Source organism: Nocardiopsis sp. CC223A, assembly GCF_030766825.1.
Lineage (GTDB): Bacteria > Actinomycetota > Actinomycetes > Streptosporangiales > Streptosporangiaceae > Nocardiopsis.
Map to the genome: position 1 here is coordinate 1 of NZ_JASFDV010000046.1, position 25,286 is coordinate 25,286.

Sequence of the window (25,286 nt, forward strand, 5' to 3'; positions counted from 1 at the left end):
AAGATCCGGGGCAGCCGTCCGCTGCGGTGCAGCCACCAGTCGGCGATCAGCGTGAACAGGGGCGGCACGGAGGCGGCCAGCGCCAGCAGGGTCGGCCACACGCCCCAGCGCAGGTGGACGGCCGAGACCAGGCAGATCAGCACGTAGAGGACGAAGGCGATCCCGTGCAGCATGCCGAAGACCTCCACGCCCCTCTCGTTCCCGCTCCCGAGGTACTTGACGTACATGCCCGCCAGGAGTCCGACCCAGGTCAGGGCCTCGACGACGGCGATCACGCGGAAGACGATCGCGTTCACCAGGGCTGCGATGTTCACGGGTTCCCTCTGGTCACGGTGGTACGGACACGGTCGATCCCGACGCGGGCGCACCGGGATCGGTCCCAGGCTAGGCCACGGTTCCGGACATCCGATTCCGGGGTCGCATGTCCCTCCCGTGTTTCCCACGGCACTGGGAGGGCTCCCGAAAGGTGACAAAAGCCTCACTTCCGACATGTTTCGGGGATGTTTCCCCGCGCGCCGGTGGAACCGGCGGCGCGTCGGCGGACGAATCCCTCGATCTCCGAGGGATGTCGTGACCTGTGCGGATCCCGCGGACTCCGGGCTCCCCGGAGGTTAGGTGTGCCTAACCGAGGGGCTCCGAAGCGGTCGGGTTGTGACCCGGGCCACGGATCGGCCGCTGTTGACAGCGGGGAGCGGTCGGCCGGAGACTTGCCGCGGACTTCTTAGGTAAGGATTACCTAATTGCCGGGTCAACGATTTGGAGAGAGGAGAAACCGCAGGTGAGCGAGAAGGGCATCGACGGCAGCGTCTCCGTGGTCACCGGTGCCGCGAGCGGGATCGGCCGCGCCGTGGCGCTGGACCTGGCCGAACGCGGTTCCCGCGTCGCCGTCGCGGACATCGACCCGGTCGGCCTGGCCGCCACCGCGGACCTCTTGGCGGAACGGGGCCACAAGCCCCTCGCCCGCGCCGTCGACGTCAGCGACCCCGCCCGGGTCGAGGAGTTCTTCGACGAGGCCGAAGCCGACCTCGGCCCCGTCGACACCGTCGTCTCCGCCGCCGGCGCCCTGGCCACCGGCCCCGTCGCCGACTGCGCCGACCAGGTCTGGCACCGGGTGCTCGCGGTCAACGCCACCGGCGTCTTCGCCGTCGGCCGCGCCGCCGCCCGGCGTCTGGGACCGCGCGGCCGCGGCTGCCTGGTCACCGTCTCCTCCAACGCCGGCGGGGTCCCCCGGGCGGGCATGGCCGCCTACGCCGCCTCCAAGGCCGCGGCCACCGCCTTCACCAAGAGCCTCGGCCTGGAACTGGCCCCCCTCGGGGTGCGCTGCAACGTCGTCTCGCCCGGCTCCACCGACACCCCCATGCTGCGCGCCATGACCGCGGACACCGGCTACGCGCCGCTCCTGGCCGGGGACCCCGCCGCCTTCAAGGTCGGCATCCCCCTGGGCCGGGTCGGCACCCCGCAGGACGTCGCCGCCGCCGTCCGGTTCCTGGTCTCCGACGCCGCCCGCCACATCACCATGCACGAGCTCTACGTGGACGGCGGGGCCACCCTCCGCTGACCGCCCCCACGCCCCCGGCCGAGTACCCAGGCCACCCCCGCGGCCCACCCGGCCGCCCCTTCGCGCGCCCGACACAGAAAGGCCCCCGACCCATGCCCGAACAACGCGCCGAGACCCCCGCCGCGAACGCGGGCGACCTCCTGGCGGCCTACCGGCCGGGGGACTCGTTCCTCGCGTCGCCCGCCGGGGTCCTGCACGGCACCGGAACGCTCGCCGTCCTGGACCGGTTGGACGCCCTCTCCGACGCCCTCGCCGACGCCGGACCCGGGGCCGTCGCCCTGGGAGCCGTCCCCTTCGACACCTCCCGGCCCGCCCACCTGGTCGTCCCCGAAACCGTCCGCACCGCACCGCCGCTGCGCGAGGGCGCCGCGGCCCTGAGCTGGCGGGCCCTGCGCGGTGAGTGGACCCTCACCCCCGACCCCGCCCCGGCCGAGCACACCGCCGCCGTCGAGCGGGCCGTCAAGCTCATGGCCGAACACCCCGAGCTGCGCAAGGTCGTCCTCGCCCGCCGGCTGCGCCTGGAGGGCGGGCAGGACATCGACGTCCCCACCGTCCTGGGCAACCTGCTGCGCCGCGACCCCGACGCGCACGTGTTCGCCGTCAACCTGCCCGAACGCGGTGCCGGGACGCGCACCCTCATCGGTGCCAGCCCCGAACTGCTCGTCTCGCGCAAGGGCCGCGACGTGCTGTCCAACCCGCTGGCAGGCTCCGCCCCGCGCAGCGCCGACCCCACCAAGGACCAGGTCAACGCGGTGGAGCTGCTCACCTCCGCCAAGGACCGGCACGAGCACGCCGTCGTGGTGGAGGGCGTCGCCGACGCGCTCGCCCCCTACTGCGAACGGCTCACGGTGCCCGCCGAACCCGAACTGGTCAAGACCGCCACCATGTGGCACCTGTCCACCCGGGTGACCGGCCGCCTGCGCGACACCGACACCCCGGCGCACGCCCTGGCCGCCGCACTGCACCCCACCCCGGCGGTGTGCGGCACCCCCACCACCGCGGCCTTCGACACCATCGGCGCCATCGAGTCCTTCGACCGCGGCTTCTACACCGGCGCCGTCGGCCACAGCGACGCCGACGGCGACGGCGCCTGGGTGGTCACCATCCGCTGCGCCGACGTGGCCGGACCGGCCCTGGACCTGTTCGCCGGCGGCGGCATCATGCCCGAGTCCGACCCCGAGGCGGAACTCGCCGAGACCTCCGCCAAACTGCGCACCCTGCTGCTCGCCCTCGGCGTGGACCGGACGGCCTGACATGGACGACACCGCCGCCACCCCCCGCTCCCCCGGCGCCGACCGGCGCCGCCGCTTCGTTCCCGAGGGCTGGGTCCCCTATCCGGAGGAGTTCGCGGCCCGCTACCGGGCGGCCGGGTACTGGACCGGGGAGAACTTCGGCGCGTTCCTGCGCGAGCGGGCCCGGCGCTTCGCCGGCCGCACCGCCGTCGTCGCCGGGGACACCCGCCTGACCTACGCCGACCTGGACGCCCGCGCCGACTCCCTGGCCACCGGGCTGGCCCGGCTCGGCCTGGGCGAGGGCGACCGGGTCATCGTCCACCTGCCCAACGTCGCCGAACTCTTCGAGGTGGTCTTCGGCCTGTTCCGACTGGGCGCCGTCCCCGTCTACGCGCTGCCGGCCCACCGGCGCAGCGAACTCGTCCACATGGCCACCGTGTCCGGAGCGCGCGCCCTGGTCACCGCCGGGGTGCACGCCGGGTTCGACCACCGCGTCCCGGCCCGCGAGGTCCGCGATGCCGTGCCCACGGTGGAGCACCTGGTCATCGTCGGCGACCCCGGGCAGGAGCCCGGGCTCACCGCCCTGGACTCCCTGCGCGCGGACCCCGACCCGGCCCTTGCGGCCGACCCCCACCCCGAGGGCGTGGCGTTCCTCCAGCTCTCCGGCGGCACCACCGGCCTGCCCAAGCTCATCGCCCGCACCCACGACGACTACCTGTACTCGGTCCGGGCCAGCGCCGACATCTGCCGCCTGGACACCGACACCGTCTACCTCGGGGTGCTGCCGGTCGTCCACAACTTCCCGATGAGCTCGCCCGGTTTCCTGGGGGTGTTCCACGCCGGCGGCACCGTCGTGCTCGCCCCGGACCCCTCGCCCGCCACGGCCCTGGGCCTGATCGAGTCCGAACGCGTCACCCACACCGCCGTGGTCCCGCCCATCGCACTGCTGTGGGCGGACGCCGTCGAGCACGGGTCCCAGAGGGACCGGGACCTGTCCTCGCTGCGGGTCCTCCAGGTGGGCGGCGCACCCTTCGGGGCGGAGGCGGCCCGCCGCATCACCCCCGTCCTGGGCTGCTCCCTACAGCAGGTGTTCGGCATGGCCGAGGGCCTGGTGAACTACACGCGCCACGACGACTCCGACGAGGTCGTCACGACGACCCAGGGACGTCCCATCAGCCCCCTGGACGAGATCCGCATCGTCGACGACCTGGACCGACCCGTCCCCGAAGGCGAGCCCGGGCACCTCCTCACCCGCGGCCCCTACACCATCCGCGGCTACTTCCGGGCGGCCGACCACAACAGGGACGCGTTCACCGCCGACGGGTTCTACCGCACCGGCGACCTCGTCCGCCGCACCCCCGACGGGAACCTCGTCGTCTCCGGGCGCGCCAAGGAGCAGATCAACCGCGGCGGCGAGAAGGTCGGCGCCGAAGAGGTCGAGGACCACCTGCTGGCCCACCCCGCCGTGCGCGACGCCGCCGTCGTCGCCGTCCCCGACCGCTATCTGGGAGAACGCGTGCACGCCTACGTCATCGCCCGCGGGGAGCCGCCCGCCCGCGGCGCCCTCCCGGCCTTCCTGCGCGAACGCGGCCTGGCCGCCTACAAGATCCCCGACCGGATCGAGTTCGTGGAGGCCTTCCCGTCCACCGCCGTCGGCAAGGTCTCCAAGCGGGACCTGCGCGGCACCGCCACCGATCACGACCAGGACCGCTGATGGCACTGCCCACCATCGCCCCCTATCCACTGCCCTCCGCCGCCGATCTGCCCCCGAACAAGGTCGACTGGCCGCTGGACCCCGACCGCGCCGTCCTGCTCGTCCACGACATGCAGCGCTACTTCCTCGGCCCCTACGACGCCGACGCGGAACCCCTGTCGCCGGTCCGCGCCAACATCGCCGACCTGCGCCGGGCCTGCCGCGACGCCGGGGTGCCCGTGGTGTACACCGCCAAGCCCGGCGACATGACCCCCCGCCAGCGCGGCCTGGAACGCGACTTCTGGGGCGCCGGCATGAAGGCCGTCGCCGAGCACACCGACATCGACCCGGCACTGGCCCCGGCCGGTGACGACGTGCTCCTCACCAAGTGGCGCTACAGCGCGTTCGCCCAGACCGACCTGGCCGAGCGCATGGCCGCCCAGGGCCGGGACCAGATCGTCGTCACCGGCGTGTACGCGCACATCGGCTGCCAGCTCACCGCCGCCGACGCGTTCATGCGCGACATCCGGCCGTTCCTGGTCGCCGACGCCGTCGCCGACTTCAGCGCCGACCACCACCGCTCCGCCCTGCACTACGCCGCCGGGCGCTGCGCCCGGGTCGTCCTCACCGGGGACGCCCTGGCCGAGCTGGGCGCCGCCGACGCCCGTACCGGGGCCTGACCGATGGCCCCGCAGCAGAACCACCACAACGAAGGGACCACGGTGTCCACAACTGACCGCCCCGTCCACGACCTGGTCGGCGTGGGGTTCGGCCCCTCCAACCTCGGCCTGGCCATCGCCCTGGCCGAACGCGACGCGGCCGGGCGGGGGCCCGCCCTCAGCGGGGTGTTCCTGGAACGCCAGGACGCCTTCGGCTGGCACCGGGGGATGCTCCTGGAGGACGCCACCATGCAGGTGTCGTTCCTCAAGGACCTGGTGACGCCCCGCAACCCGGCCAGCGACTTCAGCTTCCTGGCATTCCTGCACCACGTGGGCCGCCTGCACGACTTCATCAACCACAAGACCCTGTTCCCGCTGCGCCGGGAGTTCCACGACTACCTGTCCTGGTGCGCCGACCGGGTCGCGGACCGGGTCCGCTACGGGCACGAGGTGGTCGAGGTCCGGCCGGTGCGCGGCGCCGGGGACCGGATCACCCACCTGGACGTGGTGGCGCGCACCGCCGACGGCACGGAGACCGTGCTGCGCGCCCGCAACGTGGTGTTCGCCCCCGGCCTGCGCCCGCGCATGCCCGAGGGCGTCGAGACGTCCGCCCGGGTCTGGCACAACGAGTACCTGCTGGACCGGCTGGGTGAGCTGGGCCCCAAGGCGTCCCCGCACGCGTTCGTGGTGGTCGGCGCCGGGCAGAGCGCCGCCGAGGTCGTCGAGCACCTGCACCGGCGCTTCCCCGCCTCCCAGGTGCACGCCGTGTTCTCCCGCTACGGGTACAGCCCCTCCGACGACAGCCCCTTCGCCAACCGCATCTTCGACCCCGAGGCCGTGGACGCCTTCCACGCCGCCCCCCAGGAGGTCAAGGACAGGCTCGTCGGCTACCACCGCAACACCAACTACTCGGTGGTGGACCCCGACCTCATCGACGCCCTCTACCAGCGCCACTACGCGGAGAAGGTCGAAGGCGTCCAGCGCCTGCACCTGCACAACACCGCACGGGTCGCCGGGCTCATCGAGAGCCCCGCGGGAGTGGCGGTGGCCGTGGAGGACCTGGTCACCGGCAAGCACACCCCCATCGCCGCCGACCACGTCGTGTTCGCCACCGGTTACCACCCGGCCGACCCCCGGCCGCTGCTGGGCGACCTGGCCGAGCTGCTGGTCGCCACCGACGGCGGGCGCCCCGCGGTGGAACGGGATTACCGGGTTCTGACCAGCGACGACCTGACCTGCGGGCTCTACCTCCAGGGCGGCACCGAGCACACCCACGGGGTGTCCTCCTCGCTGCTGTCCAACGTGGCCACCCGCGCCGCCGAGATCATCGACTCCATCGCGGCCCGCGCCGCCTGACCCACAGAACAAGGAGGCGCCGCGTGGCCGCCGTCCTCACCGTCGAACGCCTGCTCGCCGACATCGCCGACGCCCTGGGCGAGCCCGTCGCCGACCTGGACCCCGACGAGAACCTCTTCGACCGCGGGCTGGACTCCGTGCGGCTGATGAGCCTGGTCGAGGCCTGGCGCACCGCCGGGGCCGAACCCGACTTCGCGGCCCTGGCCGAACAGCCGACCGCCGCCGCCTGGGCCCGCCTGCTGCACGGCTGAGCCCGCCCCGCCCCCGATCCCGTCCTTTTCCTGAGGAGTCCCCGAACCATGGCCTTCGACGTCACCCGAACGGGCCTGACCGGCGCCCAGGCCGGTGTGTGGTACGCGCAGCAGGCGGCACCGGACAGCCCGGTGTTCAACGTCGGCCAGTACACCGACATCCCGGCCGACCTGGACACCGCCCGGTTCTCCGCCGCCGTGCGCGCCGTCGTCGCCGACACCGACGCCCTGCGGGCCCGGGTCGTCGCCGACGGCGGCCGCCCCGTGCAGGAGGTCGCCGCCGAGGTGCCGCGGGACGTCGAGGTCGTGGACCTGACCGGCGACGACGGGGAGGAGGGTGCGCTGGCCCGGGCCTGGGCGTGGGCCGGCGCCGACCTGGCCCGGCCGGTGGACGTCACCGCCGAACCCCTGTACCGGTACGCGCTGCTGCGGGTGGGGGCGCGGCGGTGGCTGTGGTTCCAGCGCTACCACCACCTGGCGGTGGACGCGTACGCGATCATGATGATCGCCCGCCGCGTCGCCGACGTGTACACCCGTCTGGGCGCGGGGGAGGAGGCCGCGCCCTCCGGGTTCGGCCGGCTGGCCGACGTGGTCGCCGACGAGGAGGCCTACGCCGCCGGGGAGCGGCGCGCCGCCGACCGGCAGCACTGGCTGCGGGTGCTCGCCGACCGGCCCGCCCCGGCGCTGCTGTCCACGGCGCCGCCCGCGCCCCACGCGGGCTTCCTGCGCGAACGCCTGGAGGTGGCCGCGCCGGTCGCCGCCGGTTTGGACACCCTCGCCAAGGCGACCGGGGCCACCTGGGTGGACGCCCTCACCGGGGCGTTCGCCGGGTACGTGCACCGGCTGACCGGTGCCCGCGACCTGCTGCTGGGCGCCCCCGTCATGGGGCGGTTGGGCACCCCGGCGCTGCGCACCCCGGCCATGGTCGTCAACGTGCTGCCGCTGCGGTTGGGCGTGCACTCCGCGGACACCGTGCTGGAGACCGCCGACACCGCCATGGCGGCGGCCCGGGGGCTGCGCGCCCACCACCGGTACCGGGCCGAGTGGCTGCGCCGCGACCTGTCGGCGGTGGGGGAGCGGTTCGGGCTGTTCGGACCCGAGCTGAACATCAAGCTGTTCGACTACGTGCTGGAGTTCGACGGGCACCGCGCCGACACCGTCAACCTGTCCGAGGGGCCGGTGGACGACCTGGCGGTGTCGGTGTACCGGCCCGCCGGGGGCGGCGGCCTGGTGCTGGAGGCCAACGCCAACGCCGAACGTTACGACCGGGACGGGGCCCGCGCCCGGCTGGCGGGGTTCGCCCGCCTGCTCACGGAGTTCGCGGCCGCCGACCCGGACACACCGCTGGCGGCCCTGGACACCGTCGACCCCGCCGCGGCGCGCCTGAGCGCGCCGCGGCCCGCCGAACCCGCCGGGAACGGCCGCAACGGCGCGGCCCCCGGTGACCGGCCGGCGGCGGGCGGGTCCGGCCCCGCCCGCCCGGCCGGTACCCCGTTCACCCCGGTGACCGCTCTACTGGCCCGGTCGCTGGCCGCCGACCCCGGGCGCACCGCGATCGTGCACGGGGACGAGCGCCTCACCCGCGCGGAGTTCCTGGACCGGGTGGACGCGCTGGCCCGCCGCCTGCGCGCCCTGGGCGCGGGCCCGGAGCGGTTCGTGGCCCTGGCGCTGCCGCGCTCGATCGACCTGGTCGTCGCCCTGTTCGCGGTGCTGCGCTCGGGTGCCGCCTACGTGCCCCTGGACCCGGACCACCCGGCCGAGCGCACCGCCCACGTCCTGGAGGACACCCGCCCTGTACTGGTGCTGACCCGCACCGATGTCGCCGCGGGGCTGCCCGGTCCCGGCGGTGCCCGCATCGTCCACCTGGACGCCCTCGACACCGGTGCGCCGCCCATCGCCGCCGATGCCGATACGGCGGGTGCGAACCCCGCGGACGTACGGGATGCCGCCGACGCCCCGGCCGCGTCCGGGGCCGGGACCGGGGAGGACGCCGGGGGACCGCCCCGGCCCCGGCCGGGGGACGCCGCGTACGTCATCCACACATCCGGGTCCACGGGGCGGCCCAAGGGGGTCGTGGTCGAGCACCGCTCGCTCGCCGCCCTCGCGGTGGCACAGGCGGAACAGCTCGGCCTCCCGCCGCACTCGCGGATCGGGCACATCGGGGCGTTCACCTTCGACGCCTCCTGGGACACACTGCTCGGCCTGGTGCACGGGCACGAGTTCCACCTGATCGACACCGACCTGGTCTTCGACCACGCCCGACTGGGCGACCACCTGGCCGAACAGCGCATCGACCACCTCGACACCACCCCCGCCTACCTGTGGACCCTGCTGGACAGCGGGCGGCCGCGGCACATCCCGCGCCTGCTCACCTTCGGCGGCGAGGCCTGCCCGCAGCCGCTCTGGGACCGGCTGCGCGAGCTGCCCGGGGTGCGGGCGCTCAACTTCTACGGCCCCACCGAGAACACCGTCGACGCCCTGGTCGGCGACGTCGCCGACACCCCCGACACGGCGATCGGCCACCCCGTGGCCGGGGTCGGCGCCCTGGTCCTGGACGCGGCCCTGCGGCCCGTCCCGCCCGGCGTCCCCGGCGAGCTGTACCTGGACGGCGACCGGCTGGCCCGCGGCTACCTGGGCCGCCCCGACCTGACCGCCGAACGCTTCGTCGCCTCTCCCCTCGGCCCGCCCGGCGCCCGCATGTACCGCACCGGCGACCGCGCGGTGGTCGGCCCCGACGGCGCCGTCCGCTACCTGGGCCGGGTCGACGACCAGGTCCAGGTCCGCGGGTACCGGGTCGAGCCCGCCGAGATCGACGCCGCCGCCGAGGCCCACCCCGGGGTCGCCCGCTGCGCCACCGTGGCGCGCACCGGTCCCACCGGCGCGGTCCGGCTCGTCGCCTACGCCGTGGGCGCCGACACCCTCACCGAGGACGACCTGCGCACCCACCTGGCCGCCCGGCTGCCCGACCACATGGTGCCCTCACGGGTGGTCGTCCTGGACCGGCTGCCGCTCAACTCCAGCGGCAAGGTCGACCGCGACGCCCTGCCCGACGCCCCCGAGCACACCGCCGGAACCGAGGCGGCCGACCCGGTGGAGCGCACCCTCACCTCGGTGCTCGGCGAGGTCCTGGGCACCGCCGTCGGCGTGTACGACGACTTCTTCCGCCTGGGCGGCGACAGCATCCTCGCCATCCAGGCCGTCAACCGGGCCCGCACCGCGGGCCTGGGGATCACCGTCCGCGACGTGTTCGAGGCGCCCACCGCCGCCGCCCTGGCCGCACGTGCCCGCACCGGGGCGGCCGCCGCCCCCGCCCACGACGACCCGGTGGGCGAGATCGTCCCCACCCCGGTGGCCGCCGCCCTGCTGGAGCAGGGCCCGCCCCCGGCCGGATTCACCCAGGCCCAGGCGCTGTGGACCCCCGCCGGGGTCACCGCCGACACCCTGGAGCGGGCGCTGGCCGCGGTCGTCGCCCACCACGGCGCCCTGCGGCTGCGGGCGCGCACCACCGGCGACGGCACCGTTCTGGAGGTCCCGCCCGCGGCCGAGGCCCCCGACCGGCTCATCGAGCGGATCGCCGCCGAGCCCACCGACGAAGCCGTCACGGCGGCCGCCGCCGGCCTGCGCGAGCGCATCGACCTGGAGCGGGGCCGCCCCCTGGCGGCCTCCTGGTTCGACGCCGGACCCGACCGCCCCGGAGTACTGCTCCTGCGCGTCCACCACCTCGCCGTCGACGGCGTTTCCTGGCGGGTCATCGGCCCCGACCTGGCCGCCGCCGTCGCCGCCCTGGACGCCGGTCGGGACATCGACCTGCCCGCCGCCGGGACCTCGCTGCGCCGCTGGACCGCCCTGCTGGCCCAGGAGGCCCGCCGCCCCGAGCGGGTCGCCGAACTCGGCCACTGGCTGGCCGTCACCGACCCCGCCGCCCACCGCCCCCGGGGCTCCCGCCCCGTCGACCCGGCCCGCGACACCGTCGCCGACCGCCGCACCCTCGACCTGGTGCTGGACCCCGGGCTCACCCGTTCCGCCCTCACCGACCTGGGCGGGCGTTACCGCGTCAACGCCGAGGACGTGCTGCTCACCGCCCTGGCCCTGGCCGGGGCCGCCGACGGCCGACTACTCGTGGAGGTCGAGGGCCACGGCCGCCGCGACCTGCACGCGGACGCCGACCCCGCGCGCACCGTCGGCTGGCTCACCAGCACCCATCCGGTCGCCCTCGACCCCGTCGGCCCCGACCCCGTCCGGGCCCTCAAGCGCACCAAGGAGATGCTCCGCGCCGTCCCCGGCCACGGCCTCGGCCACGGGCTGCTGGCCCGCCTCAACCCCGACACCGCACCCCTCCTGGCCGGCCGCGCCCGCCCCGACGTGCTGTTCAACCACCTGGGCCGGTTCGGCGCCCCCGGCACCCGGCCCTTCGAGACCGCCCCCGTCACCGCCCGCGTCATGCTCGGCGAGGACCCCGACCAGCCCCTCACCCACGGCCTGGAACTGGGCTCGGCCGTCCACGAGGGCCCCGACGGCCCCCGCCTGCACCTGACCTGGCGCTGGGCCCCCGGCGTCTGGGACACCACCGCGGTCCACGCCCTGGCCGACGCCTTCACCGAGGCCCTGCACGCCCTGGCCGCGGCCGCCCACGCCCCCGGCCCGCACGCCCTCACCCCCTCCGACGTGCCCCTGGTCGACCTGGACCAGGACCGCATCGAACGCGTCGAACGCGCCTGGGCCGACCGCTCCGGCGACCCCGGCGCCCGCCTCGCCGACCTGTGGCCGCCCACCCCGCTCCAGGCCGGGCTGGTCTTCCACGGCCTGTACGGCGACGGCCACGACGCCTACACCGCCCAGTCCGTCACCCGCATCCGGGGCCCGCTGGACCCGGCCCGGCTGCGCGCCGCCGCCGACGCCCTGCTGCGCGACCACCCGGGCCTGCGCGTCGGCTTCCTCACCGACGGCGAGGACCTGGTCCAGTTCGTGCCCGCCGCCGTGCCCGCCCGCTGGGCCGAGGCGGACGTGTCCGGCGCCGCCGACCCCGGCGCCGAGCTGGAGGGGCTGTGCGCGCGGGAGCTGGCCACCCCCTTCGACCTGGCCCACCCGCCGCTGATCCGGTTCACCCTGGTGCGCCGCGCCGACGACGACCACACCCTGGTCGCCACCGACCACCACACCCTGCTCGACGGCTGGTCCACCCCGCTGTTCCTGCGGGCGCTCTTCGACCGCTACGCCGACCCGGCCGCCCCCGCCCCCGCCCTGGGGTTCCGCGACCACCTGGCCTGGCTGGCCTCGCGCGACGCCGAGGCGGCCGACGCCGCCTGGCGGGCCGAGCTCGACGGACTGGACGGCCCCACCCTGATCGCCCCCGGTGCCCCCGCCCACGGCGGCGCCGGGCAGGACGTCCTCACCGGCGCCCTGGGCGAGGAGTCCACCGGGGCGCTCTCCGCCGCCGCCCGCGGCCTGGGCGTCACCGTCAACACCCTGGTCCAGGCCGCCTGGGCGCTGGTCCTGGGCGGCGCCACCGGCCGCACCGACGTGGTGTTCGGCGCGACCGTCTCCGGGCGGCCCGCCGACCTGCCCGGGGTGGAGTCCATCCTCGGACTGTTCATCAACACCGTCCCGGTCCGGGTGCGCACCGACCCCGGCACCGCGGTCGCCGACCTGGCCCGCGACCTCCAGCGCCGCCAGGTCGCCCTGGCCGACCACCACCACACCGCGCTCACCCGCACGCAGGAGCTGGCCGGGGCATCGCCCCTGTTCGACACCCTGCTGGTGTTCGAGAACTTCCCGGCCCGCGACGCCCTCGCCGACCGTGACCACGCCGGGGTGCGGCTCACCGACGTGCGCGTGGAGGACGCCACCCACTACCCGGTGTCCCTCAACGTGTTCCCGGGCGAGCGGCTGGGCCTGCGGCTGTGCCACCGCCCCGACGCCGTGGACGCCGCCACCGCCCGCACCCTGCTGGAGCGGCTGCGCGACACCCTGGCCGCGATCGCCGCCGACCCCGGGCGCACCGTCGCCGCCACCCCCGCCACGACCGGTGCCGAACGCGACCTGCTGGCCGGCTTCAACACCACCGACCGGGAGATCGACACCGACCGGCCCTGCGACGCGCTTGCCGCCTGGGCCGTGCGCACCCCCGACGCGGTCGCCGTCGTCGACGCCGAGGGCGAGCACACCTACGCCCGGCTCGCCACCCGGGTCGAACGCGTCATCGCCCTGCTGCACGCCCGCGGGGTGCGTCCCGGGCAGGTGGTGGCGGTGGCGCTGCCGCGCACCGCCGACCTGGTGGCGTCGCTGCTGGCCGTGCAGCGCGTCGGCGGCGTGTACCTGCCGCTGGACCCGGAGTTCCCGGCCGACCGGATCGCGTACATGCTGGAGGACTCCGGCGCCGCGCTGCTCATCACCGGCGGCGGCACCGCGGCCCCCGCCGGGTCCCCGGTCCCCGTTCTGGACCTGGACACCGCCGGGCCGGTCGCCGTGCCCGCCGACGCCGACGGACACGACCCGGTCGCCTACATCCTCTACACGTCCGGCTCCACCGGCCGTCCCAAGGGTGTGGTGGTGTCCCACCGCAACCTGGCGAACTTCCTCACCGACATGGCGGAGCGGTTCCCGCTGGCGCCGGGGGAGCGGTGGCTGGCGGTGACCACGGTCGGTTTCGACATCTCCGCCCTGGAGCTGTACCTGCCGCTGCGGTTCGGTGCGACGATCGTGCTCGCCGACAAGGACACCGTCCGCGACCCCCGACTCCTCGCCGGCCTGCTCGAACGCAGCGGGGCGACCATCGCCCAGGCCACCCCGTCGCTGTGGCGGTCCCTGACCGAGTACGACCCCGCCGTCCTGGCCGACCTGCGGGTCCTGGTCGGCGGCGAGGCCGTCCCCGCGGACCTGGCCGCGCTGCTGGCCACCGGCGCGGCGGCCGCCCACAACGTGTACGGGCCCACCGAGACGACCATCTGGTCCACCACCGCGCCGCTGACCGCGGACGGCCCGGTCACCATCGGCCGCCCCATGGCCAACACGCAGGTGTACGTCCTGGACGCGGCGCTGCGCCCGGCGCCCGTCGGCGTCCCCGGCGACCTGTACATCGCGGGTGAGGGGGTGGCGCTGGGCTACCACGGCCGGCTGCCGCTGACCGCGGAGCGGTTCGTGCCCGACCCGTTCGGCCCGCCCGGTTCGCGGATGTACCGCACCGGTGACCTGGCCCGCTGGAACCCCGACGGCACCCTGGACTTCCTCGGCCGCGCCGACTTCCAGGTCAAGGTGCGCGGCTTCCGGATCGAACTCGGCGAGATCGAGACCGCACTGGCCGCCGCCGACGGCGTCGCCCAGGCCGTCGTCACCGCCCACACCGACCCGGCCGGGAACGCCCGGCTGGCCGCGCACATCGTCCCCGACCCCGGCGGGACCGCACCCGCTCCGGCAACGCTGCGCGCCCACCTGGCCCGGAGCCTGCCCGACTACATGGTCCCCTCGGCGTTCGTGTCCGTGGACGCGTTCCCCCTGACCGCCAACGGCAAGATCGACCGCAAGGCCCTGCCCGACCCGGGGGCGGCGGAGGCAACCGGGGCCGGGGGCCGCGCACCGGCCACCGACCGCGAGGAGATCCTCTGCCGCCTGTTCGGCGACGTCCTGGGCCTGGACCGGGTCGGACCCGACGACGACTTCTTCACGCTGGGCGGTCACTCGCTGCTGGCCACCCGCGTCGCCGCCCGCGCCCGCGCCCTGCTCGGCTGCGACGTGGGTGTGCGCGACCTCTTCGAGGCGCCCACCCCGGCCGCCCTGGCCCGGCACACCGAGCAGGCCGGGACGGGCCGCCCGCCGGTGGTGCCGCTCGCCGACGGCCGCCCGCGCCTGTCCCACGCCCAACGGAGGCTGTGGCTCATCGACCGGGTCCACGAACCCGGCGGCGCCTACAACGTCCCGCTGGCCGTGCGCGTCGCGGACGTGCTGGACGAGGACGCCCTGCGCGCCGCCGCCGTGGACCTCGCCGAGCGCCACGAGGTGCTGCGCACCGTCGTGCGGACGGTCGCCGACGAGCCCGAACCCGTGCTGCTGGAGGCCGCCGCCGTCGCCGAGGACGTGCGCGCCGTGCGCGTGGACGGGCCGGTGGAGGACGAACTGGCCCGGCTCACCGCGATCCCCTTCGACCTGGCCGCCCGGCCGCCGCTGCGGGTGCGCCTGCTCACCGGCCCCGGGGTGGGACAGGGGTGCGTGCTGCTGATCGTGCTGCACCACCTGGCCGCCGACGAGTGGTCCTTCGGTCCGCTGCTGGCCGACCTGGACACCGCCTACCGGGCCCGCCTTCAGGGGAGCGCCCCGCGGTGGGCACCGCTGCCGGTGCGCTACTCCGACTACGCCGCCGCCCGTGCCGACTGGCTGGGCGAGGCCGCCGACCCCGACAGCCCGCTCGCCGCCCACCTCGACCACTGGCGGCGCGCCCTGGAGGGCCTGCCCGACGAGCTGTCCCTGCCCGTCGACCGGCCCCGCCCCGCCCTGGCCTCCCACCGCGGCGGTCTGGCCCAGGTGCCCGTGGACCCCGACCTCGACGCCGCCCTGCGGGAGCTGGCGGTACGCCACGGCGTCACGGTGTTCATGGTCGTGCAGGCGGCCGTGGCGGTGCTGCTGCACCGGCTCGGCGCCGGGGACGACATCCCCCTGGGCAGCCCGGTCGCCGACCGGGCCGACGAGGGCACCCAGGACGCCGTCGGGTTCTTCCTCAACACCCTGGTCCTGCGCCTGGACCTGAGCGGGCGGCCCACCTTCGCCGAACTCCTGGAGCGGGTGCGGGCCGTGGACCTGGCCGGTTTCGCCCACGCCGACGCCCCCTTCGACGCGGTCGTGGAGGCGCTGGCCCCCGAGCGGTCGGTCAGCCGCCACCCGCTGTTCCAGACCATGGTGTCCCACCAGCGGCGCCCCGCCGGGGTCGGCGGCCTGTTCGGGTCGGCCGCGCACCTGGTGGAGGTGCCGTTGGACACCGCCAGGTTCGACCTGGAGTTCGCCTACATCGAGGACCCGGAACAGGGCGTCCGGCTGGCGCTCAACCACTCGGCGGACCTGTTCGACCCCGACAGCGCCGAGCGGATCGCCCGCCGCCTGGTGCGGGTGCTCGCCGCGGCCGCCGCCGACCCGGAGCGCCCGGTGTCGGGCATCGGGGTGCTGGAGGACGCGGAGCGGGAGCGGCTGGCCGGGTTCAACGCCACCGACGCCGCGATCACGGCCGCCCGCCCCTGCGACGCCCTGGCCGACCGGGCCGTGCGCACCCCCGACGCGGTCGCCGTGCGGGACGCCGCCGGGGAGCACACCTACGCCGAGGTGGACGCCCGGGTGGGGGAGATCGCCGCGCTGCTGCGCGCCCGCGGGGTGCGTCCCGGGCAGGTGGTGGCGGTGGCGCTGCCGCGCACCGCCGACCTGGTGGCGTCGCTGCTGGCCGTGCAGCGCGTCGGCGGCGTGTACCTGCCGCTGGACCCGGAGTTCCCGGCCGACCGGATCGCGTACATGCTGGAGGACTCCGGCGCCGCGCTGCTCATCACCGGCGGCGGGACCGCCGCGCCCGCGGGGTCGGCGACCCCCGTTCTGGACCTGGACTCCGCCGGGCCGGTGCCGGCCGCCGGGGAGACCACCCGGGTGTGGGACACGCGGACCGACCCCGACCGGGCCGCGTACATCCTCTACACCTCGGGTTCCACCGGCCGTCCCAAGGGTGTGGTGGTGTCCCACCGCAACCTGGCGAACTTCCTCACCGACATGGCGGAGCGGTTCCCGCTGGCGCCGGGGGAGCGGTGGCTGGCGGTGACCACGGTCGGTTTCGACATCTCCGCCCTGGAGCTGTACCTGCCGCTGCTCTTCGGCGCCACCGTGGTCCTGGCCGACAAGGACACCGTCCGCGACGGCGCCGCCCTGGGGGAGATGCTCGCCTCCGGCCGCATCGGCATCATGCAGGCCACCCCCACCCTGTGGCGCATGCTCCTGGAGACCGGGCCCGAAGCCCTGGACGGCCTGCGCGTCCTGGTCGGCGGCGAGGCGCTGCCCCAGGACCTGGGCGAGGCGCTGGCCTCGCGCGCCGCCGCGGTCACCAACGTGTACGGGCCCACCGAGACCACCATCTGGTCCACCACCGCACCCGTGCGCCCCGAAAGCCCGGTCACCATCGGCCGCCCCATGGCCAACACGCAGGTGTACGTCCTGGACACCGACCTGGCCCCGGTCCCGATCGGGGTGCCCGGCGACCTGTACATCGCGGGTGAGGGGGTGGCGCTGGGCTACCACGGCCGTCTGCCGCTGACCGCGGAGCGGTTCGTGCCCGACCCGTTCGGCCCGCCCGGTTCGCGGATGTACCGCACCGGCGATCTGGCCCGCTGGAACCCCGACGGCACCCTGGACTTCCTCGGCCGCGCCGACTTCCAGGTCAAGGTGCGCGGCTTCCGGATCGAACTCGGCGAGATCGAGACCGCACTGGGCCGGGTCGACGGTGTCACCCAGGCCGTCGTCACCGCCCGGGAGGACACCGCCGGACACCACCGGCTCATCGCCCACGTGCTGGCCGACACCGCCGTCACCGGCGCCGGGCTGCGCGCCGCACTGGCGGCCACCCTGCCGGACTACATGATCCCGTCGGCGTTCGTGTCCGTGGACGCGTTCCCCCTGACCGCCAACGGCAAGATCGACCGCAAGGCCCTGCCCGACCCGGCGCCCGACACCGGCCGCACCGTCGGCCGCGCACCCGCCACCGACGCCGAACGCGCCCTGTGCGCGGTCTACGCCGAGGTCCTGGGCCTGGACCGGGTCGGCGCCGACGAGGACTTCTTCGCCCTGGGCGGCGACAGCGTCCTGACCCTGCGCCTGGTCGGCGCCGCCCGCAAGGCGGGCTGGGAGGTCACCGGCCGCCAGGTCTTCCGCCACCCCGTCGTCGCCGACCTGGCCGCGGTCGCCGCGCCCGCCGCCGACACCCCGCCCGAACCCGCCGCACCGGAGGAACCCCTGATCGCCTTGGCCCCCGACCAGATGGACCGACTCGCATCGATGTGGAGGAAGCGGCGATGACGGCGCAGGAGAACACCGGGACGATCGCCGACGTCCTGCCGCTGGGGCCCCTCCAGGAGGGGTTGCTCTTCCACCACGTGCTGGCCGACGGCGACGGCACCGGCGACGTGTACAACATCCAGGTACGCCTGGAGCTGCTGGGCCCGGTCGACCCCGGCCGGCTGCACCGGGCCGCCACCGCGCTGCTGGAGCGCCACCCGCACCTGCGCGCCGGGTTCTGGCACGAGGAGCTGGACGAGCCCGTGCAGTTCGTGCCCGCCGACGCGGACGCGGACTGGCACCTCACCGCCCTGCCCGCCGAGGGCGCACAGGAGGCCGAGGACCGCGCCGCCGAGGCCGAGTTCGCCCACCGGTTCGACCTGGCCGCCCCGCCGCTGATCCGCTTCCACGCGCTCACAGGCGGGCCCGGGCGCACGGTCCTGCTGGTCACCGCCCACCACATCCTCCTGGACGGGTGGTCGCTGCCGCTGCTGGTCCGCGACCTGTTGCGGCTCTACGGCGCCGACGGTGCCGAGCTGGAGCCCGCGCCGCGCTACCGGGACCACCTGGCCCGGCTGGCGCGCCGCGACCGCGAGGCGGACCTGGCCGCTTGGGGTGCGGCCCTGGCGGACCTGGACGGGCCCACCCTGCTCGCCCCCGGCGCCGATCCCGCCGGGACGGTCCACCGGATCGAACGCACCCTCGACGAGGGGACGGGTGAGCGGTTGCGCGCCCTGGCCGCGCGGGCCGGGACCGGCGTCAACACCGTCCTCCAGGCGGTGTGGGGGCTGACCCTGGGCGCCGCCACCGGCCGCACCGACACCGTGTTCGGCCAGCCCTTCTCCGGGCGGCCCGCCGACCTGCCCGGGGTGCAGGACATGATCGGCCTGTTCACGAACACCCTGCCGGTGCGGGTGCGCCCGCGCCCCGACGAGAGCGCCCTGGACCTGCTGGGCCGCCTGCACCTGGAGCAGGCCGACCTGCTCGACCACCAGTGGGCGGGGCTCGCCGGGATCCAGCGGGCGGCCGGGCACGGCACCCTCTTCGACACCCTCCTGGTCGTCGAGAACTACCCGCTGGAACCCGAGTCCGGTGCGGCCGGGGTGCGCCCCGGCCGGGTGCGGGTACGCGACGCCACCCACTACCCCGTGGTGCTCACCGCCCTGCCCGAGGAAGGGGCGCTGTACCTGGACCACCGCGGCGTGCCCGGGGAGGACGCACACCGCGTCTTCGCGCTCTTCGCGCACCTGCTGGAGCGTGTCCTGGACGCCCCGGACGCGCCGCTGTACGCGCTGGACCCGCTCACCGCCGACCAGCACGCGGTGCTGCGCCGACACAACGACACCGCCGTCCCGGGCGCCCGCACCACGCTCACCGCGCTGCTCGCCCCGGCGGCCGCCGTCCACGCCGAGAGCACCGCCGTCATCGACGGCGACCGCGAACTGACGTACACGGAGCTGCACGACGCCGCCGGAAGGCTGGCCGCCCTGCTCGCCGAACACGGCGCCGGGCCGGAGAAGGTCGTGGCCGTGGCCCTGCCCCGCGGCGCCGACCTGGTCACAGCGCTCCTCGCCGTGGTCCGCACCGGCGCCGCCCACCTGCCGCTGGACCTGGACCACCCGCCCGCGCGCCTGGCCGACATGGCCCTCCGCGCCGACGCCGTCGCCCTCATCACCGATACCGCGACGGCCCCCGCCCTGACCGCCGCCCTCGCCGACGGTGCCGATGCGCCGGGTGGGGCGCGCGGCGCCGGCGCGGCGCCCGCCGACGGCGACGCCGCGACCCCCACCGGTGCCGCCACCTCGGTGGACGTGCCACGTGGGACGCATGTGGTCGGTGCGGCGGCAACCGGCACGAGCGCCGCCGGCCGCACCGGCGGCGGTGCCCGAAGGGGCGGGGTGGCGGTGCTGGAGGTGGATGCGGCGGGGACGCGGGAGCGGCTGGCCGCGGCCGACCCGCTGCCCTGGGTGGAGCCGCACCCCGACAGCCTGGCGTACACCGTTTTCACCTCCGGGTCGACGGGGCGGCCCAAGGGCGTCGGGGTCGCACACCGGGCGCTGGCCAACCGGCTGGAGTGGACCCAGGACCGGTACCGGCTCGGCCCCGGCGACCGGGTCGCGCAGAAGACCCCGGTGGGCTTCGACGTCGCGGTGTGGGAGTTCTTCTGGCCGTTGGCGGCGGGCGCCGCCATCGTCACCGTGCCGCCCGGCGGCCACCGCGACCCCGCGCTGCTCGCCGACCTGTTCACGACCCGGGGCGTCACGGTCTGCCACTTCGTGCCGTCCATGCTGCGGCCCTTCCTGGACGAGCCGGCGGCCGCCCGGGTCCGGGGGCTGCGGCTGGTCATCGCCAGCGGCGAGGGCCTGCCCGGCGATCTCGCGCGCGACTTCGGCCGGGTGCTGCCGACGGCGGTCCTGGAGAACCTCTACGGCCCCACCGAGGCCGCCATCGACGTCACCTCCCAGACCGCCGCCCCTGTTGCGCAGAGCGCCACCGTGCCCATCGGCGCCCCCGTCCACAACACCGTCCTGCACGTCCTGGACCCCTGGCTGCGCCCGCTGCCGCCCGGCGTCCCCGGCGAGCTGTACCTGGGCGGTGTCCAACTCGCCCGCGGCTACGTCGGCCGCCCCGACCTGACCGCCGAACGCTTCGTCGCCGACCCCTTCGGCGACGGCGGCCGCCTCTACCGCACCGGCGACCTCGTGCTGCGCCTGGACGACGGCACCGTCGTCCACCTCGGCCGTACCGACGACCAGGTCAAGATCAACGGGGTGCGCGTCGAGCCCGGCGAGATCGAGGCCGCCCTGGCCCGCCTGGACGGGGTCGCCGCGGCCGCCGTCGCCGTCCGGCCCGGACCCGGCGGAGCACCCCGGATCACCGGCTACGCCGTCCCCGCGGCGGGAACGGCACCCGACCCCGCCGCCCTGCGCGAAGCCCTGGCCCGTGACCTGCCCGCCGCCATGGTCCCCACCGCGGTCCTGCTCCTGGACGCCCTGCCGCTGAGCGTCAACGGCAAGCTCGACCGGCGGGCCCTGCCCGCACCCGACCCGGCCGCCACCGCGACGGGAGGCCGCCCCGCGCGCACCGAAGCCGAGCGGGCCCTGTGCGCCGCCGTCGCCGACATCCTCGGCCTGCCCCGGGCCGACGCCGACGCCGACTTCTTCGCCCTGGGCGGCGACAGCATCACCGCCGTCCGCCTGGTCGGCCGGGCCCGCGGCGCCGGACTGGAGTTCACCGTCCGCGACGTGTTCGACCACCGCACCCCCGAACGGCTGGCCGCCCACGCGGCCCCCGCCGCCCCCGGGCCGGACCCCGCGCAGGACGGGGGCGACCCCTTCGCCGACCTGCTCGACGCCGACGGAGTGGACGAACTCCACCGGCTGTGGGGCCCGGACGCATGAACCACCGACCCACTCGACAAGGAAAGGGCACCATGACCGCCAACCCCGGGGGTCCCGGCGACATCCAGGACGTGCTCCCCCTGGCCACTCTCCAGGAAGGGCTGCTGTTCCACTCCGTCAAGGACGAGCAGCCCCTGGACGTCTACACCGTCCAGAACGTCTTCGAGTTCACCCGCCGCGTGGACGCCACCGCCCTCAGGGCCGCGGCCCAGGCCGTCCTGGACCGCCACCCCGCGCTGCGCGCCGGGTTCATGCACGAGGGCGTGGAGCGGCCCGTCCAGTTCATCCCCCGGTCGGTCCCCGTCGCCTGGCAGGAGGTCGACCTGTCCGACCTGCCCGAGGCCGAGGCCCGCCGCCGGTTCGACCTGGTCCGCGTCGCCCAGCGCGAACGCCGCTTCGACCTGGCCCGGCCGCCGCTGATCCGGCACGTCCTGGTGCGCCTGGGCCCCGACCGCGACGCCCTCGTCCTCACCTTCCACCACATCGTCATGGACGGCTGGTCGGGCGAGCTGTACAACGCCGAGCTGATGGAGCTGTACCTGCGCGGCGGCGACCCCGCCGGGCTGCCCGAGCCCCGCCCCTACCGCGACTACCTGGTGTGGCTGTCCCGCCAGGACCGGGCCCGCTCCCTGGCCGCCTGGCGCACCGCCCTGGCCGGGGTGGACGAGGGCACCCTGGTCAGCCCGGGCGAGGGCGGCGACGCCACCCTCATGCCCCGCACCGTCGACGGCGTGCTGGAGCCCGCCCTGGTCGACCGGGTGTCCGCCCTGGCCCGCGAGCTGGGCGTCACCGTCAACACCGTGCTGCTCGCCGCCTGGGGGCTGGCCCTGCGCTCCCACACCGGCCGCGACGACGTCGTGTTCGGCAGCACCGTCGCCGGGCGCCCGCCCGAGATCGACGGGGTGGACGCCATCATCGGCGTCTTCTTCAACACCATCCCGGTGCGGGTCCGGCTGAACCCCGCCGAGACCGTCCGCGACCTGCTGGTCCGGGTCCAGGGGGAGCAGGCCGAGCTGCTGCCCCACCACCACGTCGGCCTGGCCGACATCCAGGGCGCGGTGGGCGGCCGCCGCCTGTTCGACACCCTGTACGTGCAGCGCAACATCCCCCGCGACGACGAGGGCTACGAGAAGGTGCGCGAGGCCACCGGCCTGGAATCGGTGACCGGTTCCGACGCCACCCACTACCCGCTGACGTTCGTCGCCCAGCCGGGCGAGGAGTTCCGGCTCAGCCTGGCCTACCGGACCGACGTCGTCACCGCCGACACCGCACAGGACCTGTTCGACCGGGTGGTGCGGCTGCTGGAGCACATCACCGCCGGACCCGACGCGCCCCTGGGCGCCCTGCGCCCGCTCACCGACGCCCAGGAGCGGGCCGCCCTCCTTCCGGGCCGCGGACGCGACCGGGAGCTGCCCGGGTCCACCCTGGCCGAGCTGTTCGAGGAGTCCGCCCTGCGGTGGCCGGACCGCACCGCCCTGGTGACCCGGGACGAATCCCTCACCTTCGCCGACCTGGACGGGCGTGCCGAACGCCTGGCCCGGCTGCTGGCCGGGCACGGGGTGCGGCCCGAGACGAGGGTCGCCATCGCCCTGCCCCGCTCCGCCGACTGGGTGGCCGCCCTGTTCGCCGTGCTCAAGCTGGGCGCCGCCTACGTCCCCCTGGACCTGGAGCACCCCGCCGAGCGCCTGGGCCACATGCTCCGGGACGCCGACCCGAGCGTCACCGTCACCACCGCGACCGCCGCCGCCGGGCTGCCGGACGGCCCCGGCGGGCACCGGCTGCTGCTGGACGCCCCGGAGGTCGCCGCCGCCCTGGCGGACTCCGACGAGCCCGCGCCCCGGTTCGCGCACCGGCCCGACCACCTGGCGTACGTCATCTACACCTCCGGCTCCACCGGCCGTCCCAAGGGCGTGCAGATCCCCTACCTGGGGCTGGTGAACATGCTGGTCAACCACCGCGCCGAGATATTCGGCCCGGTGGTCGCCGAACAGGGCGGCCGGGTGCTGCGGGTGGCCCACACCGTGTCGTTCTCCTTCGACATGTCGTGGGAGGAGCTGCTGTGGCTGATCGACGGGCACGAGGTCCACCTCATGGACGAGGAGCTGCGCCGCGACTCCGCGGGCCTGGTCTCCTACTGCGCCGAACACGGCATCGACGTCGTCAACGTCACCCCCTCCTACTGCGGCCAGCTGCTGGAGGACGGACTGCTCGACGCCGGGCACCACCGGCCCCCGCTGGTGCTGCTGGGCGGGGAGGCCGTGGGCACCACCGTCTGGGACACCCTGCGCGACACCCCCGGGGTGCTCGGCTACAACCTGTACGGGCCCACCGAGTACACCATCAACACCCTGGGCGGCGGTACCGCCGACAGCGACACCCCCACCGTCGGGCGGCCCATCTCCGGTACCGACGTGCACGTCCTGGACACCGCGCTGCGTCCTGTCGCCGCCGGGGTCCCCGGCGAGCTGTACGTGACGGGGGTGGGCCTGGCCCGCGGCTACGCCGGGCGTCCCGACCTGACCGCCGAACGCTTCGTCGCCGACCCCTACGGCCCGCCCGGGGCGCGCATGTACCGCACCGGCGACCTGGTCCGCTGGAGTGCGGACGGACTCATCGACTACCTGGGCCGGGCCGACGACCAGGTCAAGATCCGCGGCGTGCGCATCGAACCCGCCGAGGTCGTCGCCGCACTGGAGGACCACCCCGCGGTGGTGCAGGCCGCCGTCATGGTCCGCGAGGACACCCCCGGCCTCAAACGCCTGGTCGGCTACCTCGTCCCCGCCGACGGCGTTGTCCACAGGGCGCCGGGGGCGGACTCGCCCGGGGGGCGCGCTCCGGGGGACACTGGAATTCGGGGGGCCACCCCACCCGACGGTTCCGCCGTGCCCGCCTTCGACGCCGAGGCCGTCCGCCGCGACCTGCGCGCGGTCCTGCCCGACGCCATGGTGCCCTCCGCCCTGGTCGCCCTGGACCGGCTCCCGCTCACCGTCAACGGCAAACTCGACCGCGCCGCGCTGCCGGCCCCCGCCGGCCGCGGCACCGCCGGGCGCCCGCCGCGCGACGCCGTCGACCGCGACCTGTGCGCCGACTTCGCCGCCGTCCTGGGCGTGCCCGAAGTGGGCGTCGACGACGACTTCTTCGACCTGGGCGGCCACTCCCTGCTCGCCATGCGGCTGGTCGGCCGCATCCGCAAGCGCACCGGGCAGCGGTTGCGGGCGGGCGACCTCATCGCCGCGCCCACCGTCGCCCGCCTGCGCGACTACCTGGAGTCGCCGCGCCGCGAGGACCTGCTGGCCACCGTGCTGCGGCTGCGCGAGGGCGGCCGCAGACGGCCCCTGTTCTGCCTGCACCCCGCCAGCGGCTTCTCCTGGGGGTACGCCGGACTCGCCCCGCACCTGGACCGGGAGCGGCCCGTCGTCGGGCTCCAGTTCCCGGGCCTGCGCGGCGAGGAGGTGCCGCCCGCCCTGGACGACCTGGTCGACGTCTACCTGCGGCACGTCCGCACCGTCCAGCCCGACGGCCCCTACCACCTGCTGGGCTGGTCCTTCGGCGGGCAGATCGCGCACGCCCTGGCCACCCGGTTGCAGTCCGACGGCGAGGAGGTGGCGTTCCTGGCGCTGCTGGACACCTACCCCATGGACGCCGAGCCCGTCCGGGCCGCCGGGGGGCCGATGAGCGAGGCCGAGGCCGAGCAGGAGGCGTTGGAGTTCCTGCTCGCCAGCGGTCAGCGCGACCTGCCCGAACGCCTGGTCCCGCCCTACCGGCGCGAGGACGTGGTGGAGTTCCTGCGCGACAGCGAAGGCGTGTGGGCCGACTTCGACGCGGCCACCATCGACCGCGTCGTGCGCGCCCGCATGTACACCACCGAGGTCATGCACGATCCCCGCTACCGGGTCTTCCGGGGCGACCTGCACTTCTTCACCGCCACCGCCGGGCGCGACCCCTCCTCCGGGATCACCGCGGAGCTGTGGAAGGAGCACGTGGACGGCCGGATCGTCGAGACCGCCGTGGACCACCACCACAACGACCTCACCGGTCCGGCGGCGCTCGCCGTGGTCGGCCCGGTCCTGGACGCGGCGCTGCGCGCCACCCGCTCCGGGCCCGGAAGGTGAGGTCCGCCTGACCG

Annotated in this window: 10 protein-coding genes; 9 read left to right on the forward strand and 1 reads right to left on the reverse strand. The window is 75.7% G+C overall.

Annotation, left to right across the window (positions count from 1 at the left end; genetic code table 11):
* On the reverse strand, positions 1–314 hold a 314-nt coding region (locus QJS33_RS18395; protein WP_306369242.1), incomplete at its 3' end, for a DUF3817 domain-containing protein.
* Between the two features lie 464 nt (positions 315–778).
* Here QJS33_RS18395 and QJS33_RS18400 point away from each other — a divergent pair.
* The 9 genes from QJS33_RS18400 to QJS33_RS18440 all read left to right on the forward strand — a co-directional run bounded on the left by QJS33_RS18400 (position 779) and on the right by QJS33_RS18440 (position 25,272).
* Entirely contained in the window at positions 779–1,558 is a 780-nt protein-coding gene (locus QJS33_RS18400; RefSeq protein WP_306369243.1) for an SDR family oxidoreductase, read from the forward strand.
* 92 nt (positions 1,559–1,650) lie between these two features.
* Positions 1,651–2,811 (forward strand): isochorismate synthase, encoded by a 1,161-nt coding sequence (locus QJS33_RS18405; RefSeq protein ID WP_306369244.1) that lies wholly within the window; start codon positions 1,651–1,653, stop codon positions 2,809–2,811.
* A 1-nt stretch (position 2,812) separates the two neighbouring features.
* On the forward strand, positions 2,813–4,504 hold the full coding sequence (locus QJS33_RS18410; RefSeq protein WP_306369245.1) for a (2,3-dihydroxybenzoyl)adenylate synthase: 1,692 nt from the start codon (positions 2,813–2,815) through the stop codon (positions 4,502–4,504).
* Positions 4,504–5,163, forward strand: a complete 660-nt coding sequence (locus QJS33_RS18415; RefSeq protein ID WP_306369246.1) for an isochorismatase family protein — start codon at positions 4,504–4,506, stop codon at positions 5,161–5,163. The genes QJS33_RS18410 and QJS33_RS18415 overlap by 1 nt, the downstream gene beginning before the upstream one ends.
* Before the next feature lie 3 nt (positions 5,164–5,166).
* A complete protein-coding gene (locus QJS33_RS18420) occupies positions 5,167–6,498 on the forward strand; it encodes a lysine N(6)-hydroxylase/L-ornithine N(5)-oxygenase family protein (RefSeq protein ID WP_306369247.1) in 1,332 nt (443 codons plus the stop codon).
* Positions 6,499–6,521: 23 nt separating this feature from the next.
* A complete protein-coding gene (locus QJS33_RS18425) occupies positions 6,522–6,749 on the forward strand; it encodes a phosphopantetheine-binding protein (protein ID WP_372339679.1) in 228 nt (75 codons plus the stop codon).
* A 48-nt stretch (positions 6,750–6,797) separates the two neighbouring features.
* Positions 6,798–17,780, forward strand: coding sequence for a non-ribosomal peptide synthetase (locus QJS33_RS18430; RefSeq protein ID WP_306369248.1), 10,983 nt, complete (start codon positions 6,798–6,800; stop codon positions 17,778–17,780).
* Entirely contained in the window at positions 17,777–21,160 is a 3,384-nt protein-coding gene (locus QJS33_RS18435; RefSeq protein WP_306369249.1) for an amino acid adenylation domain-containing protein, read from the forward strand. The genes QJS33_RS18430 and QJS33_RS18435 overlap by 4 nt, the downstream gene beginning before the upstream one ends.
* A gap of 32 nt (positions 21,161–21,192) precedes the next feature.
* Positions 21,193–25,272, forward strand: a complete 4,080-nt coding sequence (locus QJS33_RS18440) for an amino acid adenylation domain-containing protein (RefSeq protein ID WP_306369250.1) — start codon at positions 21,193–21,195, stop codon at positions 25,270–25,272.
* Positions 25,273–25,286: the final 14 nt, after the last annotated feature.

Excerpts from the sequence above, each read along its gene's own strand:
- QJS33_RS18405 (WP_306369244.1), top strand. The coding sequence starts at position 1,651 with ATGCCCGAACAACGCGCCGAGACCCCCGCCGCGAACGCGGGCGACCTC.
- QJS33_RS18410 (WP_306369245.1), top strand. The coding sequence starts at position 2,813 with ATGGACGACACCGCCGCCACCCCCCGCTCCCCCGGCGCCGACCGGCGC.
- QJS33_RS18415 (WP_306369246.1), top strand. The coding sequence starts at position 4,504 with ATGGCACTGCCCACCATCGCCCCCTATCCACTGCCCTCCGCCGCCGAT.
- QJS33_RS18420 (WP_306369247.1), top strand. The coding sequence starts at position 5,167 with ATGGCCCCGCAGCAGAACCACCACAACGAAGGGACCACGGTGTCCACA.
- QJS33_RS18430 (WP_306369248.1), top strand. The coding sequence starts at position 6,798 with ATGGCCTTCGACGTCACCCGAACGGGCCTGACCGGCGCCCAGGCCGGT.
- QJS33_RS18435 (WP_306369249.1), top strand. The coding sequence starts at position 17,777 with ATGACGGCGCAGGAGAACACCGGGACGATCGCCGACGTCCTGCCGCTG.
- QJS33_RS18440 (WP_306369250.1), top strand. The coding sequence starts at position 21,193 with ATGACCGCCAACCCCGGGGGTCCCGGCGACATCCAGGACGTGCTCCCC.